The sequence below is a fragment of the Streptomyces sp. NPDC002324 genome (assembly GCF_053593335.1).
Map to the genome: position 1 here is coordinate 131,026 of NZ_JBSFCF010000013.1, position 15,839 is coordinate 146,864.

Here is a 15,839-nt window from a genome sequence, read left to right on the forward strand (position 1 = left end):
TTCGGCCTCCTACGCCGCGACGAGATACGAGAAGACGGACTCGAGCGACTCGTCCGACGGCGAGACCGTGAGCAGACGGATGCCGTGGTCCCGGGCGACCCTCGGCAGCAGGGTCGTGAACCGGCCGAAGTCGACGGCCTGGATGCGCAACGCGCCCTCGGCCAGATCCACTTCGATCCCGGCGGTCGACGGGTCTGCGATCAGCGCGGCGGCCAGGGCCCGGTCGTCGCTGGAGCGCACCAGATAGCGGTGCGGGCGGTCGGTCATCAGCCGGCGGATGCGCCGGAAGTCGCCGCTCGCCGCGTGCCGTCCGGCGACGATCACCTCGATGTGGGCCGCCAACTGCTCGACCTCTTCGAGGATGTGGGACGAGAACAGCACCGTGCGGCCCTCGTCGCCCATCCGCCGCAGCAGGTCCATGAGCTGCATGCGCTGGCGCGGATCCATGCCGTTGAACGGTTCGTCCAACAGAAGCAGGGACGGTTCGTGCACCAGCGCCGACGCCATCTTCACGCGCTGACGCATGCCCTTGGAGTACGTCGAGATCTTGCGGTCCTGCGCGTACTCCATCTCCACCGTGGCGAGCGCCCGCTGGGCGGCAGCCGCCCCGAGGCCGTGCAACTCGGCGTTGGCGACAACGAATTCGCGACCCGTGAGGAAGTCGTACATCGCCTCGCGCTCGGGGACGATGCCGATGTGCTTGTAGATCTGCTCGTTGCGCCACACCGGCGTGCCGTCGAGTGTGACGGAGCCCGTGGAGGGGGCGAGGAAGCCGCCCATCATGTTGATGAGGGTGGACTTCCCGGCGCCGTTGGGGCCGAGCAGACCGGTGACACCGGGGCCGATCGTCATCGTGACGTCGTTGACCGCCACCACGTTGCCGAACCAGCGTGAGACGTGGTCGATGTTGAGCGTGGTCACAGCCCGACCTTTCGGTAGCGGCGCATCAGCAGGCCGTAGGAGCCGGCGATGAGACCCAGGACGACGAGGACGTAGAGGGCTCCCTGCCCGTCGGAGGGGCCGTGCCCGCCGGGGAAGGCGGAGGTGGCGCCCAGGAAGGCGGTCTGTACGCCGTCTATCAGCGTGATGGGCGAGAAGAACCCGAGCCAGGGCACCGTGTCCGAGCTGTTCTGCTCATGGGCGATGGCCTGAACCACGGACACCGCCCCGTAGGAGATGGTCAGAACGGCGATGACGGCCGCGATGCCGAAGCCCCGCCGCGGGGTGACCGCCGAGATCACCAGGCCGATACCGGCGAAGAGGAGCGAGAGCAGTGCCACGGACACCAGTCCCTGCGCAAATCCCTTGGTCTGGTCGGTGAAGTCGAACTCGGCCAGCAACGCGCCGACATAGAGCACGAGCAGGGGCACCGCGGTCAGGATGAAGAGCGCCGAGGTCAGCGCCGCGAACTTCGCGCGCACGTAGTCGGCGGTCTCGATCGGGCGCGAGAAATACAGCGGGACCGTCTTGAAGCGCAGGTCGCGCGAGACGGACTGCGGTGCCTGGGAGGCGACGTACAGGCCGATGACGGCCTGCATGATGACCGCGTACTCGGTGTACTTGATGGGCAGGTCGTTGATGGGCAGGCCCTGGGCCTGGGTGGCGACCGCGACGGCCACCATGATGGCCGCCGGCACGCACATCACCGCGAACAGCAGCATCGGCAGCACCTTGGACTTGGCTGAGCGGCCCAGTCCGTAGGCGCCCCGCAGGGACTGCGAGTACAACGCGCGGCGGGCGTAGGCGCGGCCGAGGCGGGGGCCGTCGTAGGAGCGGTATCCGATGTTGTGGATACGGCTCTGCTCGCCTGTGCGAGCGGGCTGTCCGGCGAGGGCCGATGCTGATGCATCGTGCTGCTCAACCGCCATGGCCGACCGCCTCCTTCCCTGCGTCCTGGGCGCTGCGGGTGCCCGTCTGCTCGTCGTTGTCCTGGAAGACCTCGGCGATCTGGTGTCTGCGCTGCTCCATGCGGACGAGGCCGAGGCCCAGGTCGGCGACGACGTCGCGGACCAGGTCGTAGGTCTCGTCCCCCTGGGCGGTGAGCAGCAGGATGTGCCCCGCTCCCGGGAGGCCGCCTCCTTCGGCGACAGTCACTCCGCGCGCGTGGAGTGCCTTGCGCAGAGCATCGGTGCCGTCGGGGTGTTCGTCACTGTCGGTGACTTCGATCGCGAGGGTCGCCGTGCTCTGGGTGAAGTCCCTGGTGGAACTGGACCGCAGGAGCTTGCCGCCGTCGACCACGACGACGTGGTCGCAGGTCCGTTCCAACTCGCCGAGCAGATGCGAGGTGACGAGCACCGAGATGCCGAAGTCGGTGTGGATGCGGCGGATCAGCCCGAGCATCTCGTCCCGGCCGACCGGGTCCAGGCCGTTGGTCGGCTCGTCCAGGAAGACCAGCTGCGGGTCGTGCACCAGGGCCTGGGCGAGTTTCACCCGCTGTTTCATGCCCGTGGAGTAGCCGCCTATGGGGCGATACCGCTCCTCGTACAGGCCGACGTGGCGCAGGGTGTCCGCGGTGCGCTCGCGCGCGGCGGTCGGTGGCAGTCCGGACATGCGGGCCATGTGCACGACGAACTCGGTGGCCGAGACGTCGGGCGGCAGGCAGTCGTGCTCCGGCATGTACCCCACGCGCTCGCGGATGGCGCCGCCCTTGGTGGCGACGTCCAGGCCGAGCACCTCGGCACGGCCCTCCGAAGCGGGGGACAGACCCAGCAGGATTTTGATCAGTGTGGACTTGCCGGCGCCATTGGCACCGACGAGTCCCGTCACACCGGGTCCGATGTCCACGGAGAGCCGGTCAAGAGCGGTCACCCTCGGGAACCGCTTGCTCAGGCTTTCGGTCGCGATCACAGTCACGATCTAGACATTAGGACCATGGACCGCCGCGGTCGTCACCCCGCAGAGCTGTCTACGCGTCACCCTCTGGTCGTACGTGCCCGTAGGGGGTCTCCATCGCCAGTTCCCCTAAGGGTCGCCCTGAGGTCGAACGACCCGACGAGGCAGCGCGCCACAAGCCGACGGCCGTCATGCGTGGAACGACCTGCGTCGCCGTTTCGTGCCCGCCTTCCGCGTCCCTCTTCGCGCCCGTGTTCCATCCTGTCCCGGGCACAGCCGGTACCGTTCCCGCCCGTCCCGTTCCCGCCCGTCCCGTCCTCGTCGGTTCTCCACAGCCCGCCCCCACCCCATTGACGCAGCCACCTATCACTGTCACATTCATTGGTGTCACGATGCGAACACGGACCGTAGTCGATGGGACAGGTGGGGCAGTGACATGACCTCGGCACCGAAAGACGGACTCACCGCGGAGCTGCGAGGGTTCCGGCAGGTCCAGACGCTCGCGTACGAGTGCGCCGAAGCGGTCGCGGCCCAGCTGAAGCCGGGCGTGACCGAGCGCGAAGCGGCCCGGATGCAGCGCCGCTGGCTGCACGAGCGCGGCGTACGGGACTGGTTCCACCTGCCGTTCGCCTGGTTCGGCGACCGCACGGCGTTCGTGAACTTCCGCATGCCGCTGCAGTTCTTCCCCACCGACCGCCGCCTCGAAGCGGGAATGCCCTTCATTCTCGACATGGCCCCCATATACAAGGGCCATACGGCGGACATCGGTTATTCGGGCTGCCTCGGCCCCAGCCCTCTGCACGACAAGCTGATGACGGACCTTCGAGCACACCGCGAGCTGATCCTGCGCGAGGTGCGCGAGCGCCGGTCGTCGCGCGAGATCTATGAGGACGTGGACCGGCTCATGGTCCGCCAGGGATATGCCAACCGGCATCGCGCCTACCCGTTCGGTGTCATCGCGCACAAGGTGGACCGGATCACGGAACATCGCTGGTCACCCCATGTGTTCGGGTTCGGCGCCCGGGCGTTGAAGGGACTGGCGGCCGACGCGCTGCGCGGGCACCGGGACGGCTGGTCGCCCCTGTGGTCGCCGTACCGGTTCTCCGATCACCCGCCCCGGCCGGGGCTGTGGGCGGTCGAGCCCCACCTCGGCTTCCGGGGCACGGGCGCGAAGTTCGAGGAGCTCCTCGTCGTCACCGATTCGGCAGAGGCCGAGGAGAGCGCGTTCTGGCTGGACGACGATCTACCGCACGTCCGGCGGTGGGCGGAGGAGAAGTGCGGATGACCGAAGGGGGAGACATGGCGGGCGTCGTGACAATCGAAGGCGCGCGGGAGCGTCGGGTGCGCGCGGACGGGGTCGAACTGTGCGTCGCCGAGCTGGGCGACCCCGGGCAGCCGACCGTGCTGCTCGTGCACGGTTATCCCGACACCAAGGAAGTCTGGTCCGAGGTCGCCGTACGGCTGGCGGAGCACTTCCACGTGGTGCTGTACGACGTGCGCGGGCACGGCCGTTCGACGGCACCCGAGCCGTTGCGCGGCGGCTTCACTCTCGAGAAGCTGACGGACGACTTCCTGGCGGTCGCGGACGCGGTCAGTCCCGACCGTCCCGTCCACCTGGTGGGCCACGACTGGGGCTCCGTGCAGGGGTGGGAATTCGTGACCGTCGAGCGCACCGAGGGGCGCATCGCGTCCTTCACCTCGATGTCCGGCCCTTCCCTCGACCACATGGGGCACTGGATCAAACGGCGGCTGAAGCGCCCGACCCCACGCCGGATCGGTCAACTCCTCGGTCAGAGCGCAAAGTCCTGGTACATCTACGTACTCCACACGCCTGTACTGCCCGAGCTCGCCTGGCGCGGTCCCCTCGGAAAGCACTGGCCCGGCATGGTCCGGCGGGCCGAGAAACTGACCGGGGGCGGCTACCCCAGCCCGTCGCTGCCCACGGACGCCGCGCACGGGGCATGGCTGTACCGGGACAACATGCGCGCCCGGCTGGCCCACCCCCGTGACGACGCGTACGCCCACGCGCCCGTGCAGCTCATCACGCCCCTGGGCGACCAGTTCCTCTCCGAGCAGCTCAACGACGACCTGGAATCGTGGGCTCCGCAACTCATCCGCCGCACGCTGCCCGCCAAGCACTGGGTCCCGCGTACACGCCCCGATCAACTCGCCTCCTGGATCACCGAGTTCGTCACCGCGACCGAGGGCGGGCGCCCCGCCCCGGTGACCACCGGGGCGTACGCGGACCGGTTCGGTGGGCAGTTGGTGCTGGTCACGGGCGCGGCCGGCGGTATCGGGCGCGCCACAGCCTTCGCGTTCGCCGAGGCCGGAGCACGCGTCGTCGCCGTCGATCTCGACGCGGAAGGAGCGTCCCGCACCGCGGAGTTGTCCCGGTTGATCGGCGCGCCCGAAGCCTGGGCCGAGGTGGTCGACGTCTCGGACGAGCGAGCCATGGAGAAACTCGCCGAGAAGGTCGCCACCGAGTACGGCGTGGTCGACGTACTGGTGAACAACGCGGGAGTCGGGCTGTCGGGATCCTTCCTCGACACCAGTTCGGAGGACTGGCGGAAGGTTCTCGACGTGAACCTATGGGGCGTGATCCACGGCTGTCGGCTGTTCGGCAGGCAGATGGCAGAGCGCGGTCAGGGCGGCCATATCGTCAACACCGCCTCGGCCGCCGCGTATCTGCCCTCCAGATCACTGCCCGCGTACAGCACCTCCAAGGCGGCCGTCCTCATGCTGAGCGAGTGCCTGCGCGCGGAGCTGGCCGGTCAGGGCATCGGGGTGTCGGCGATCTGCCCCGGCATCGTCAACACCAACATCACCTCGACCGCGCGTTTCGCCGGTGTCGACTCCGAGGAGGAGAGGCGCCGGCAGCGGAAGGCCGCGAAGCTGTACGGGCTGCGGAACTACCCGCCGGAGAAGGTCGCGGACGCCGTTCTGCGCGCGGTCGTCCGCAATCAGGCGGTCGTCCCCGTCACTCCGGAAGCCCGCGGCGGCCGCTTCCTGTCCCGGTTCGCCCCGCGGGCGCTGCGCGCACTCGCCCGACTGGAGCCACCACTGTGAGCCTTTGGGACGGCGGCACGGAACGAGGCGTCATGGGGACGCCCGGCACACCGTCGGCCGGGAAGAAAAGGAGCGCGGCGGGGTGTGAGCACACGGGCGGGATCGGCGTAGCCACCGGCGGCGGCTGGGCTCGCACAGGTGGAGAGAGGCACGAGGATGGTGAAGGACGAATCGGCCGGGACCGCGTATCGCATCGAGGACTTGGCGTACCGCAGCGGCGCCACGGTCAGGACTATCCGCGCCTACCAGGATCGGGGGCTGCTCCCCCGCCCCGAGCGGCGCGGCCGGGCCAACGTGTATGCGGACACGCATCTGACCAGATTGCGCCAGATCGCCGACCTCCTCGATCGCGGTTACACCCTGGCGTCCATCAAGGAGCTTCTGGATGCCTGGGACACGGGCCTCGGCCTCGGCGGGGTGCTGGGCCTGGCCGCGGAGGTCGACGGACCGTGGACCGACGAGAAGGCCGTACGGATCTCACGGGCCGAGTTGGCCGAGCGATTCGGCGGCGTTCCGGACGAGGCGGCGGTGGCGGACGCCATCCGGCTGGGCGTGCTGGAGCAGGTACCCGGCGACGAGGATGTCTTTCTCGTCCCGAGCCCCCAAGAGCTGTCTGTGACGGTCGAGTTGCATGGAGCCGGGGTGCCGCTGTCCGCGATCGCCGGTCATCTGCGGGAGTTGAGGGAGCAGGTCGAGCACATCGCCGCCCGTTTCCTGGAGTTCACCACCGAGCATGTGTTCGCTCGCTACATCGGCTCGCACCAGCCGCCTACCGAGGCGGACACGGTCGAGGCGGCGACGCTGGTCCGCCGGCTACGACCCCTCGCGCAGCAAGCCGTGGACGTCGAACTCGCGCGCGCGATGCGACTGTTCGCGACGCGACAGCTGCGTCGGCACCTTGTTCCGGGATCCGCCGTCGAACCGGCCGGCGAGTCGTGTTCGGTCCGGATAGCCGCATCCACGATGCGGGCCGTCGAGGGGCTGGTTGGGCCCGCGCAGGCCTCCGCTTTCATCACCGCGGCAGCCGAACGAGAGGTACAGTCACGCACCTTGGATGCCCTGACAACAAATAGGCCCGAAAGTAACGAACTCGCCTAATTACCCGATATTAGACAGGTAGTTGTCCACAGAATCTTCAATTCCCCTGTGGATAACCTCACTTGGCTGTGGATCAAACATCCGGATCAAAATCAAGTGCGTGACGCGGGTCTCGCCAGGCACGCTGGCGGGATGAACGAACGACGCACCGTGAGAGTGTCCAAATACCTCTCCAAACACCTCCGCCACCAACCGGAGCGGATCGGGCTCACGCTCGACGAGGGCGGCTGGATCGAGATCGACACCCTCATCGAGGCGGCCGCCACCCACGGCTTCCCCTTCACCCGGGCGGAACTCGACCATGTGGTCGACGCCAACGACAAGCAGCGCTTCGCCGTCAAAGGCGAGCGGATCCGTGCCAGCCAGGGTCACACCGTCGACATCGACCTCGGCCTGCCCCCGGCGACCCCACCGCCGTACCTCTACCACGGGACCGTACCGGCCTTCCTCGGCGCTATCCGTGCCGAAGGTCTGCGTGCCATGAACCGCCACGACGTGCACCTCTCCCCCGATCGCGAGACCGCCACGCGCGTCGGCGCCCGCCGCGGCCGTCCCGTCGTGCTCTCGGTGGACGCGGGTGCCATGCACCGCGACGGCCACGTATTCCGTGTCAGCGCCAACGGGGTCTGGCTGACCGAGGCGGTACCGCCCGAGTACCTGCGGTTCCCCGAGGCGCGCTGAGCGGAAGCACCCGACGACTGCCCTTAGGCTCGATGCATGAGTCTGCGTCTGAGCACCGTGATCCTGCCGTACCTCCGCTGGCACGAGGGCGGCCGCGACAGCTGGCAGCGGGCCGAGCAGCTCGGGTTCCACACCGCGTTCACGTACGACCACCTGTCGTGGCGCACCTTCCGGGACGGGCCGTGGTTCGGCGCCGTGCCGACCCTGACCGCGGCGGCGGGCGTCACCGAACGTATGCGCCTCGGCACACTCGTGACCTCCCCGAACTTCCGGCACCCGGTGACCCTCGCGAAGGAACTCATCTCCCTCGACGACATCTCGGGCGGCCGGGTCACCCTCGGCGTCGGCGCGGGCGGCACCGGCTTCGACGCCACCGCGCTCGGCCAGGAGCCATGGACACCGCGTGAGCGCGCCGACCGGCTCGCCGAGTTCGTCCCCCTGCTCGACCGGCTGCTCACCGAGGACTCCGTCTCCTACGAGGGCGACCACTACTCCGCCCACGAGGCCCGCAACATCCCCGGCTGCGTCCAGCGCCCCCGGCTGCCCTTCGCGGTGGCCGCCAACGGGCCGCGCGGGATGCGGCTGGCCGCACGATACGGACAGGCGTGGGTGACCACGGGGGACCCCAAACTGTTCGAGTCGGGCACCCCCGAGCAGTCGGTTCAGGCCATTCGCGGCCAGGTCGAGAAGCTGGCCGACACGGCCGCCGCGCTCGGGCGGGACGCGTCCGGACTCGACAAGATCCTCCTCACGGGCTTCACTCCGGACCGCGGCCGACCGCTGGAGTCGCTGGACGCGTTCGTGGACTTCGCGGGCCGCCACGCTGAGCTGGGCGTCACCGACCTCGTGATCCACTGGCCGATCCCGGACTCGGACTTCGCCGCGGACGAGAAGGTCTTCGAGCGCATCGCCATGGAGGCACCGGCCCAGCTGGCCTGAGGCCGCCATAAAGCGGTCGCGGCCGGGCGCGTGTGACCCGCTCGCAGAGGCCCACGGGCAGCGGCCGCGACCATGAGGACAGCCGACGGGCCGGGCGGTGATCACTCACCTGTGCGACCACCCGCACGACCGTGCGCGCATATGCGCGACAATGGGGCCCGTGACCTCAGCGACGAGACAGCCCGAGACCCCGGCCCCGACCGTCCCGCTCCGGCTGATAGCCACGGATCTCGACGGCACCCTGCTCCGTGACGACAAGTCGGTCTCCCCCCGTACCGTCGCCGCCCTCGCGGCCGCGGAGGAGGCCGGCGTCGAGGTCTTCTTCGTGACCGGCCGACCGGCCCGCTGGATGGATGTCGTCAGCGAACACGTGCACGGTCACGGTCTCGCGATCTGCGGAAACGGCGCCGCGGTGGTCGACCTGCATGGCGGCCCCGGCGCCCATCGCTTCGTCAAGGTCCGCGAACTGGCGCGGGAGAACGCGCTCGACGCCGTACGGCTGCTGCGCGAGGCCGCGCCGGGCACGGTCTACGCGGTCGAGCAGACGTTCGGCTTCAACCAGGAGCCCGAGTATCCGAAACTCCACATGGAGATCCCCGACGTCCTCGCCCCCGCCGAGAAACTGCTGGCCCCAGGTGGGGTGGCCGACGACGAGCCGGTGCTGAAGATCCTCGCGTACCACCCGTCGATCGACCCCGACGACTTCCTCGCCACCGCGCGCATCGCCGTCGGCGACCGTGCCACCATCACCCGCTCCAGTCCCAGCGCGCTGCTGGAGATCAGCGGACCCGGAGTCTCGAAGGCCAGCACCCTCGCCCTGGCTTGCGCCGAGCGCGGCATCTCCCACGAGGAGGTCGTCGCCTTCGGTGACATGCCGAACGACGTCGAGATGCTCACCTGGGCCGGTCGGTCGTACGCCATGGGCAACGCGCACCCGGACGTCCTCGCGGCGGCCTCGGGCCGGACCGTGGCCAACAACGAGGACGGGGTGGCGGTCGTCATCGAGCGGCTGCTGGCGGAACGCCTGTAGCCGACGCCGGCCGAACCCACCGGCACCGAGCCCACCACGACCGCCGGGCCCACCGCCGTCCGCTCGGACCGCCGTATCGCCCCAGCGCCGTACCGTCCATGAGCGCCCCGTCGCCCGAGGCCGACCGGCATCCGCCGCTCTCGGCTGCCGGCTACAGCTCCACGCCGTGGTCCCGCAGCCACGGCGCGGGGTCCACGCCGGACCCCAGCTCCGGGGTGACCCGCACCTCGAAGTGCAGGTGCGGCCCGGTGGAGTTTCCGGTGGTGCCCGACTGACCGATCCACTGTCCCGCCGTCACCCGCTCGCCCTGGTCGACGGTGACGGCGGCGAGGTGCGCGTACTGCGTGTAGTAGCCGTCCGCATGCTCGACGACGATCTGGATGCCGAAGGCACCCCCGCACGAGACCTTCACCACACGCCCCGCCCCGACCGCCCGCACGGGCGTACCGATCGGCACCGCGAAATCCTGCCCGGTGTGCCGGCTGACCCAGCGCTCACCGCCGCTGCCGTATCCCGCGGAGAGTTCGTACGTGCCCACGGGCGGGACCCACTCTCTTGAAGGCACACCCTCCGGTTGATCCAGCCGGACGGCTCCCCGGCAGGCACCAGCCGCGACCGTCGCGTCGGCCTCTCCCTGGAGCGTCCACTGCGCCTCCTCGAGCTTCAGCTGGATCCCGCGCTTGATCCCGGCGAGTCCGGTCTTCCGCTCCTCCAGCGCCCGCCACGCCGCGGCGGCCTTCGCCTCGTCCTCGGCGAGCCTCGCCTCCGCGCGACGATTCCTGCTCACGGCGTTGTTGACCGCCAGATCGGCCTGCCAGACGGCCCGCTGACCACGCATCAACTCCTCCGGGTTCTCCGCCAGCAGCATCTGCGCGGTGTACGGCACGCCACCTCCCTCCCGATACTGGGCGCGCGCGATCCGGCCGAGGTCGGCGTTCAGCACCGCGATCTGCTCCCGCTCCCGCGCGAGCAGCTTCTCCAGCCGTCGCGCCTTCTTCTTCAGCGCTCCGGCCGCCCGCCGCCCCGCCTCGTACCGCTGTGTCGCCACCGCCGCTTCGTCGAACAGCCGCACCACCCGGGCGCTGACCCCTGCCTCGCCGGGCGCACCCGCGGCCTCACCGCCGTCGCTGTCGGCCAGGGTCGGCGGGGCCTGGAAAACCGCCGCCGCGCACAGCAGCACGACGGCGAACAGCGGGTTCCGGCGAGAGAAGCGCATGTCAGCGATCGTGGCCCGACCCGGCGCCGCAGTCCTGTCCGAGTCGTACGCCTGGGGGACACCATGCCCCGGACGGGTCATGAGGCTGGGCCGAACAGGGGCCCGACCGCGGCGTGTTCGGCGCGGAGACTTGCGGGCGTGGCAGGCAGCCGGCGATGCCGCGGTCGGCCGCCCGACAGCGGCTCGTCTCCACGGCGACGGCTGCTGCGCAGGCCACGGCGCTCGGCGAAACGCACGCCGCGCCGTCCTCGTTCCCCGACCCCCGGCGACGCGCTCAGACGCCGGCCGGCACCTCTCCCGCTGCCTCCCGCTCGACCATCGCCCGCAAGGGCCCGTCCGTAGCGGCCAGTTCCGCGTAGGTCCCACGCTGCACAACGCGTCCCTCCGCCAGCACGACGACCTCGTCCACGGCTTCCAGGCCGGCCAGCCGATGGGTGATCAGCACAGTCGTACGGCCCTCGGTCGCGGCCAGCAGGTCCGCGGTGAGCGCGTCGGCGGTCGGCAGGTCCAGATGTTCCGCGGGCTCGTCGAGCACGAGGACGGGGAAGTCGGCCAACAGCGCACGGGCGAGGGCGAGCCGCTGACGCTGGCCGCCGGACAGCCGCGCCCCGTGTTCACCGATCAAGGTGTCCAGCCCGTCGGGCAGTTCGTCGGCCCAGTCGAGCAGCCGCGCCCGCGCGAGCGCGTCCCGCAGCTCCGCCTCGCCCGCGTCCTTCCGAGCGAGCAGCAGGTTCTCCCGCACCGAGCTGTCGAAGAGGTGCGCGTCCTGGGCGCAGAGCCCCACGTACCGCCGTACGGCATCTCCTTCGAGCGCGCACGCGTCCACGCCGCCCAGCGTGTACGTCCCTGCCTGGGGGTCCAGGAAGCGCAGCAGCACCTGGGCGAGCGTGGTCTTGCCGGCCCCCGAGACACCGACCACGGCGACCCTCTGCCCCTGTGCGAGGGTGAGATCCAGCCCGGCGAGCGCGTCCCGGTCCTGCCCGGCGTACCGCGCGCCGAGCCCTTCGAGCCGCAGCGGGAACGGCGACACCGGTGCCTCGGCCGGCTCCTGCGGTTCGCGTACGGGTTCGGGGGCGTCCAGCACCTCGTACACGCGCTCCGCGCTCCTGTGCACCCGTTGGCGGAACTGGACGGCCGACGGCATCCCCAGCACCGCCTCGAAGGCGGCCAGCGGGGTGAGCACGACGACGGCCATGGCCACACCGCTCAGCCGCCCGGTGACCACTGCCTGTACGCCGAGGAACGCGGTGGCGGCGACGGTGAGCCCGGAGACGAGCGCGGTGAGTCCGTCACCGAGCGCGGTCGCGGTGGCTGCGCGGGAGGTGATCCGGGTGAGCACCCGGTCGGCCTGCCGTGCCTCGGCGGTGCGCCTCGGCAGGGCGCCCGCGACCGTCAACTCGGCGGTGCCGGTGAGCAGATCGGCCACGCGGGTGGCGAGCACCCCGCGGGCCGGCGCCAGCCGGTGTTCCGCCCGCCGGGCGACGGCCCCGGTGACCAGGGGCACCCCGGCTCCGGCGGCGAGGAGCCCCACGGCGAGCGCGGCTCCCGCCTCGGGCAGCAGCCAGGCGGTGAACCCGGCGGAGGCCGCGGAGACCGCCGTCGCGGCCCCCGCGGGAAGCAGCCAGCGCACCCAGTAGTCCTGCAGGGCGTCCACATCGGCGACCAGTCGCGAGAGCAGATCGCCCCGCCGGGTCGTCCGCAGCCCGGCGGGCGCCAGCCGCTCCAGCCGACGGTAGACGGCCACCCTGGTGTCGGCCAGCATCCGCAGCACGGTGTCGTGCGACACCAGCCGCTCCGCGTACCGGAACACCGCCCGCCCGATCCCGAACGCCCTCGTCGCCGTCACCGCGACCATCAGATACAGCACCGGTGGCTGCTGAGAGGCCCGCGAGATCAGCCACCCGGACGTCGCCATCAGACCGACGGCACTGCCTAGCGCGAGGCTGCCCAGCAACAGGGCGAGGACGAGCCGGCCCCGGCGCGGCCCGGCCATGGCGCGGACCCGGCCGAGCACACGTCGCCGGGAGGCGTCGGGCGTCGTGTCCGGGCGAGCCACCGTGCTCCCAGCCCCGGCTCCCGCCCTAGCCCCGAATCCGGCACCCGGCCCTCCTCCTGCCGCTTCCAGGGAGCCACCCACGACGGCAGTCTTCTCGTCCGCCCCAGCACCGGCGGCCCGCGCACCGACCGTTCCGGGAACGCCGGATACCTGCAGCCCCTCGGCCGCCCGTCCCTCCAGTCGAACCACCCGGTCCGCCACCCCCAGCAGAGCCGGTCGGTGGACCACCAACAGGACGGTCCGTCCCACCGACAGCCGCCGTACCGCCTCCACGACCTCCGCCTCGGTCTCGCCGTCCAGCGAAGCCGTCGGTTCGTCGAGGAGCAGCACGGGTCGGTCGGCGAGGAAGGCACGGGCGAGGGCGAGCCGTTGGCGCTGTCCGGCGGAAAGCCCGGCGCCGTCCTCGCCGAGGACTGTCTCGGCCCCGTCGGACAACGCGTCCACGAACCCCAGTGCGCCCGCGTCGCCGAGCGCCCGCCGTACGGCCGTGTCGTCCGCGTTCGGCCGGGCCAGCCTTACGTTCTCCGCGATCGACCCGGCGTACAGGTGCGGCCGCTGCGGCACCCAGGCGACATGCGAACGCCACTCGTCCAGGTCGAGCGAGGCGAGATCGGCTCCCCCGACCCGAATCCCGCCCGCAGTGACCTCAGTGAACCCCAGAAGGACATTCAGCAGCGTCGACTTGCCCGCGCCGCTCGGCCCGACGAGGGCCACCGTCTCTCCGGAGCCCACGGTGAAGGACACGTCCGAGACGGCGTCGTACGAGCGCTCGGGGTAGCGGACGGTCACCCCGTCGAAGTGGATGCCGCCGGCGGACGGCACCGCCCCGGTCCCGGACACCGGCACCGGGGTCTCCAGAACCTCGAAGATCTCCTCGGCAGCCGCGAGCCCCTCGGCGGCCGCGTGGAACTGGGCGCCCACCTGCCGGACCGGCAGATACGCCTCGGGGGCCAGCACCAGGACAACCAGCCCGGTGTACAGGTCCATCTCGCCGTGCACGAGCCGCATGCCGATGGTGACCGCGACCAGGGCGACCGAGATCGTCGCAAGCAGCTCCAGGGCGAAGGACGACAGAAAGGCGATCCGCAGCGTGCGCATGGTCGCCTGCCGGTACTCACCCGTGATCCGCTTGATCGACTCGGCCTGGGCCTTGGCCCGGCCGAACACCTTGAGCGTGGGCAGCCCGGCGACGACGTCCAGGAAGTGCCCCGACAACTGGGACAGCAGCCTCCACTGGCGGTCCATCTGCGCGCGGGTGGCCCAGCCGATGAGCACCATGAAGACCGGGATCAGCGGGAGTGTGCCGACGATGATCGCCGCAGACACCCAGTCCTCGGTGACGATCCGTGCGAGCACCGCGACGGGCACGACGACGGCGAGGCCCAATTGGGGCAGGTAGCGCGAGAAGTGGTCGTCGAGCGCGTCGACACCTCGGGTGGCGAGGGCGACCAGCGAGCCGGTGCGCTGCCCGCTCAGCCAGCCGGGTCCCAACACGGTGGACCGCTCCAGCAGCCGCCCCCGAAGCTCCGACTTCACCGCCGCGCTCGCACGGTGAGCCGCCAGCTCGGTGAGCCAGGAGACCAGGGCCCGTCCCAGCGCGACCGCCACCAGGAGCAGCAGGGGAGTGCGGAGTTCACCGACCGGCATTCCGTGCTGGAAGGCGCCGACCACCACTTCCGCGATGAGCATGGCCTGCGCGATGACCAGCGTCGCCCCGGCCACTCCAAGGCCGACGACCATCACCAGGAAGAAGCGGGTGGCGCGCGCGTACCGCAACAGCCGCGGGTCGATCGGTTTCACGTGAAACATCCTCTTCTCGACAGGCATGTTTCACGTGAAACATGCCCCTTCAGTCCGAATGAGGTGTGTTTCACGTGAAACATCGCCGATCACACCTCCACACCGGGACTCAGTGCGCCGACTCGGCAATGTGCTGCGTGCCGATCCGCTTGCGGAACACCCAGTACGTCCACCCCTGGTAGAGCATCACGACCGGTGTGGCGATGACCGCACACCACGTCATGATTTTCAGGGTGTACGGGCTGGACGAGGCATTGGTGACCGTGAGGCTCCAGTCCGCGTTCAGCGAGGACGGCATGACGTTCGGGAAGAGCGTCAGGAAGAGCATCGCGACGGCAGCCACGATGGTGACCCCCGACAGGGTGAAGGCCCAGCCCTCACGCCCCGCTCGCACCGCCGTCAACGCGCTCAGGAGTGCGGTGACCGCCACGGCGGCCGCGACCAGCGAGACGCCATCACCCCTCTCGATCTGGGTCCAGAGCAGAAAGATCAGCGCGAGCCCGGCCGTCACGGCGCCGACGCGCAGCGCCAGCTTCCGTGCCCGCTCCCGGATGTCCCCCACGGTCTTGAGGCCTACGAATACCGTGCCGTGGAAGGTGAACAGCGTCAGCGTGACCAGACCGCCCAGCAGGGCGTAGGGGTTCAACAGGTCGGCGAGATCACCCACGTACTCGAAGTCACGGTCGATCTTCACTCCGCGCACGATGTTGGCGAAGGCCACGCCCCACAGGAACGCGGGGAGCAGCGAGGTCCAGAAGATCGCCGTCTCCCAGTTGCGCTGCCAGTTCTCCTCGGGCCGCTTCACCCGGTACTCGAAGGCGACGCCACGGACGATCAGGCAGACCAGGATGAGCAGCAGCGGCAGATAGAAGCCGGAGAAGAGTGTGGCGTACCACTCGGGGAAGGCGGCGAAGGTCGCGCCGCCCGCCGACAGCAGCCACACCTCGTTGCCGTCCCAGACGGGACCGATGGTGTTGATGAGGACCCGCTTCTCCGGACGGTTGCGGGCCAGCAGTTTGGTGAGGACACCGACCCCGAAGTCGAAGCCTTCCAGGAAGAAGTAGCCGGTCCAGAGAACGGCGATGAGGACGAACCAGACGTCGTGAAGTTCCATGACTGTG

The 15,839-nt window shown here is 70.3% G+C and carries 12 protein-coding genes; 6 read left to right on the plus strand and 6 right to left on the minus strand.

All coding sequences use genetic code 11. The features are described from left to right. Nucleotides 1-9 precede the first annotated feature (9 nt). Genes ACWCRJ_RS19420 through ACWCRJ_RS19430 form a run of 3 tightly spaced genes read right to left on the minus strand, consistent with a single transcriptional unit; the run spans nucleotide 10 to nucleotide 2,847 of the window. Complete coding sequence (locus tag ACWCRJ_RS19420) at nucleotides 10-921, minus strand: ABC transporter ATP-binding protein (RefSeq protein ID WP_450940405.1); 912 nt, start codon at nucleotides 919-921, stop codon at nucleotides 10-12. Beyond that, nucleotides 918-1,868 (minus strand): ABC transporter permease subunit, encoded by a 951-nt coding sequence (locus ACWCRJ_RS19425; protein WP_450940406.1) that lies wholly within the window; start codon nucleotides 1,866-1,868, stop codon nucleotides 918-920. Before ACWCRJ_RS19425 ends, ACWCRJ_RS19420 begins: the two co-directional genes overlap by 4 nt. Further along, on the minus strand, nucleotides 1,858-2,847 hold the full coding sequence (locus tag ACWCRJ_RS19430; RefSeq protein ID WP_450940454.1) for an ABC transporter ATP-binding protein: 990 nt from the start codon (nucleotides 2,845-2,847) through the stop codon (nucleotides 1,858-1,860). The genes ACWCRJ_RS19425 and ACWCRJ_RS19430 overlap by 11 nt, the downstream gene beginning before the upstream one ends. A 421-nt stretch (nucleotides 2,848-3,268) precedes the next feature. Here ACWCRJ_RS19430 and ACWCRJ_RS19435 point away from each other — a divergent pair, with 421 nt between their 5' ends. The 6 genes from ACWCRJ_RS19435 to ACWCRJ_RS19460 all read left to right on the plus strand — a co-directional run bounded on the left by ACWCRJ_RS19435 (nucleotide 3,269) and on the right by ACWCRJ_RS19460 (nucleotide 9,646). Continuing rightward, nucleotides 3,269-4,117 carry a M24 family metallopeptidase gene (locus tag ACWCRJ_RS19435; RefSeq protein WP_450940407.1) on the plus strand — a complete coding sequence of 283 codons (849 nt, stop codon included), beginning with the start codon at nucleotides 3,269-3,271 and terminating at the stop codon, nucleotides 4,115-4,117. Continuing rightward, nucleotides 4,114-5,898 (plus strand): SDR family oxidoreductase, encoded by a 1,785-nt coding sequence (locus tag ACWCRJ_RS19440; protein WP_450940408.1) that lies wholly within the window; start codon nucleotides 4,114-4,116, stop codon nucleotides 5,896-5,898. Before ACWCRJ_RS19435 ends, ACWCRJ_RS19440 begins: the two co-directional genes overlap by 4 nt. A gap of 156 nt (nucleotides 5,899-6,054) precedes the next feature. Continuing rightward, the gene (locus ACWCRJ_RS19445) at nucleotides 6,055-6,996 is read left to right on the plus strand and encodes a MerR family transcriptional regulator (protein WP_450940409.1); all 942 of its coding nucleotides are present in this window, start codon (nucleotides 6,055-6,057) and stop codon (nucleotides 6,994-6,996) included. A 132-nt stretch (nucleotides 6,997-7,128) separates the two neighbouring features. Beyond that, nucleotides 7,129-7,677, plus strand: a complete 549-nt coding sequence (locus ACWCRJ_RS19450; protein ID WP_450940410.1) for an RNA 2'-phosphotransferase — start codon at nucleotides 7,129-7,131, stop codon at nucleotides 7,675-7,677. A 36-nt stretch (nucleotides 7,678-7,713) separates the two neighbouring features. Beyond that, on the plus strand, nucleotides 7,714-8,616 hold the full coding sequence (locus ACWCRJ_RS19455) for an LLM class flavin-dependent oxidoreductase (protein WP_450940411.1): 903 nt from the start codon (nucleotides 7,714-7,716) through the stop codon (nucleotides 8,614-8,616). 160 nt (nucleotides 8,617-8,776) lie between these two features. Next, entirely contained in the window at nucleotides 8,777-9,646 is an 870-nt protein-coding gene (locus tag ACWCRJ_RS19460; RefSeq protein ID WP_450940412.1) for an HAD family hydrolase, read from the plus strand. 151 nt (nucleotides 9,647-9,797) lie between these two features. Here the strand turns inward: ACWCRJ_RS19460 and ACWCRJ_RS19465 are convergent, their stop codons facing one another. The 3 genes from ACWCRJ_RS19465 to cydB form a co-directional block, all read right to left on the minus strand. Beyond that, on the minus strand, nucleotides 9,798-10,862 hold the full coding sequence (locus ACWCRJ_RS19465) for a peptidoglycan DD-metalloendopeptidase family protein (RefSeq protein WP_450940413.1): 1,065 nt from the start codon (nucleotides 10,860-10,862) through the stop codon (nucleotides 9,798-9,800). 274 nt (nucleotides 10,863-11,136) lie between these two features. Beyond that, nucleotides 11,137-14,727, minus strand: a complete 3,591-nt coding sequence (cydD, locus tag ACWCRJ_RS19470; RefSeq protein WP_450940414.1) for a thiol reductant ABC exporter subunit CydD — start codon at nucleotides 14,725-14,727, stop codon at nucleotides 11,137-11,139. Nucleotides 14,728-14,827: 100 nt separating this feature from the next. Then, nucleotides 14,828-15,832, minus strand: coding sequence for a cytochrome d ubiquinol oxidase subunit II (cydB, locus tag ACWCRJ_RS19475; protein WP_450940415.1), 1,005 nt, complete (start codon nucleotides 15,830-15,832; stop codon nucleotides 14,828-14,830). Nucleotides 15,833-15,839 lie beyond the last annotated feature (7 nt).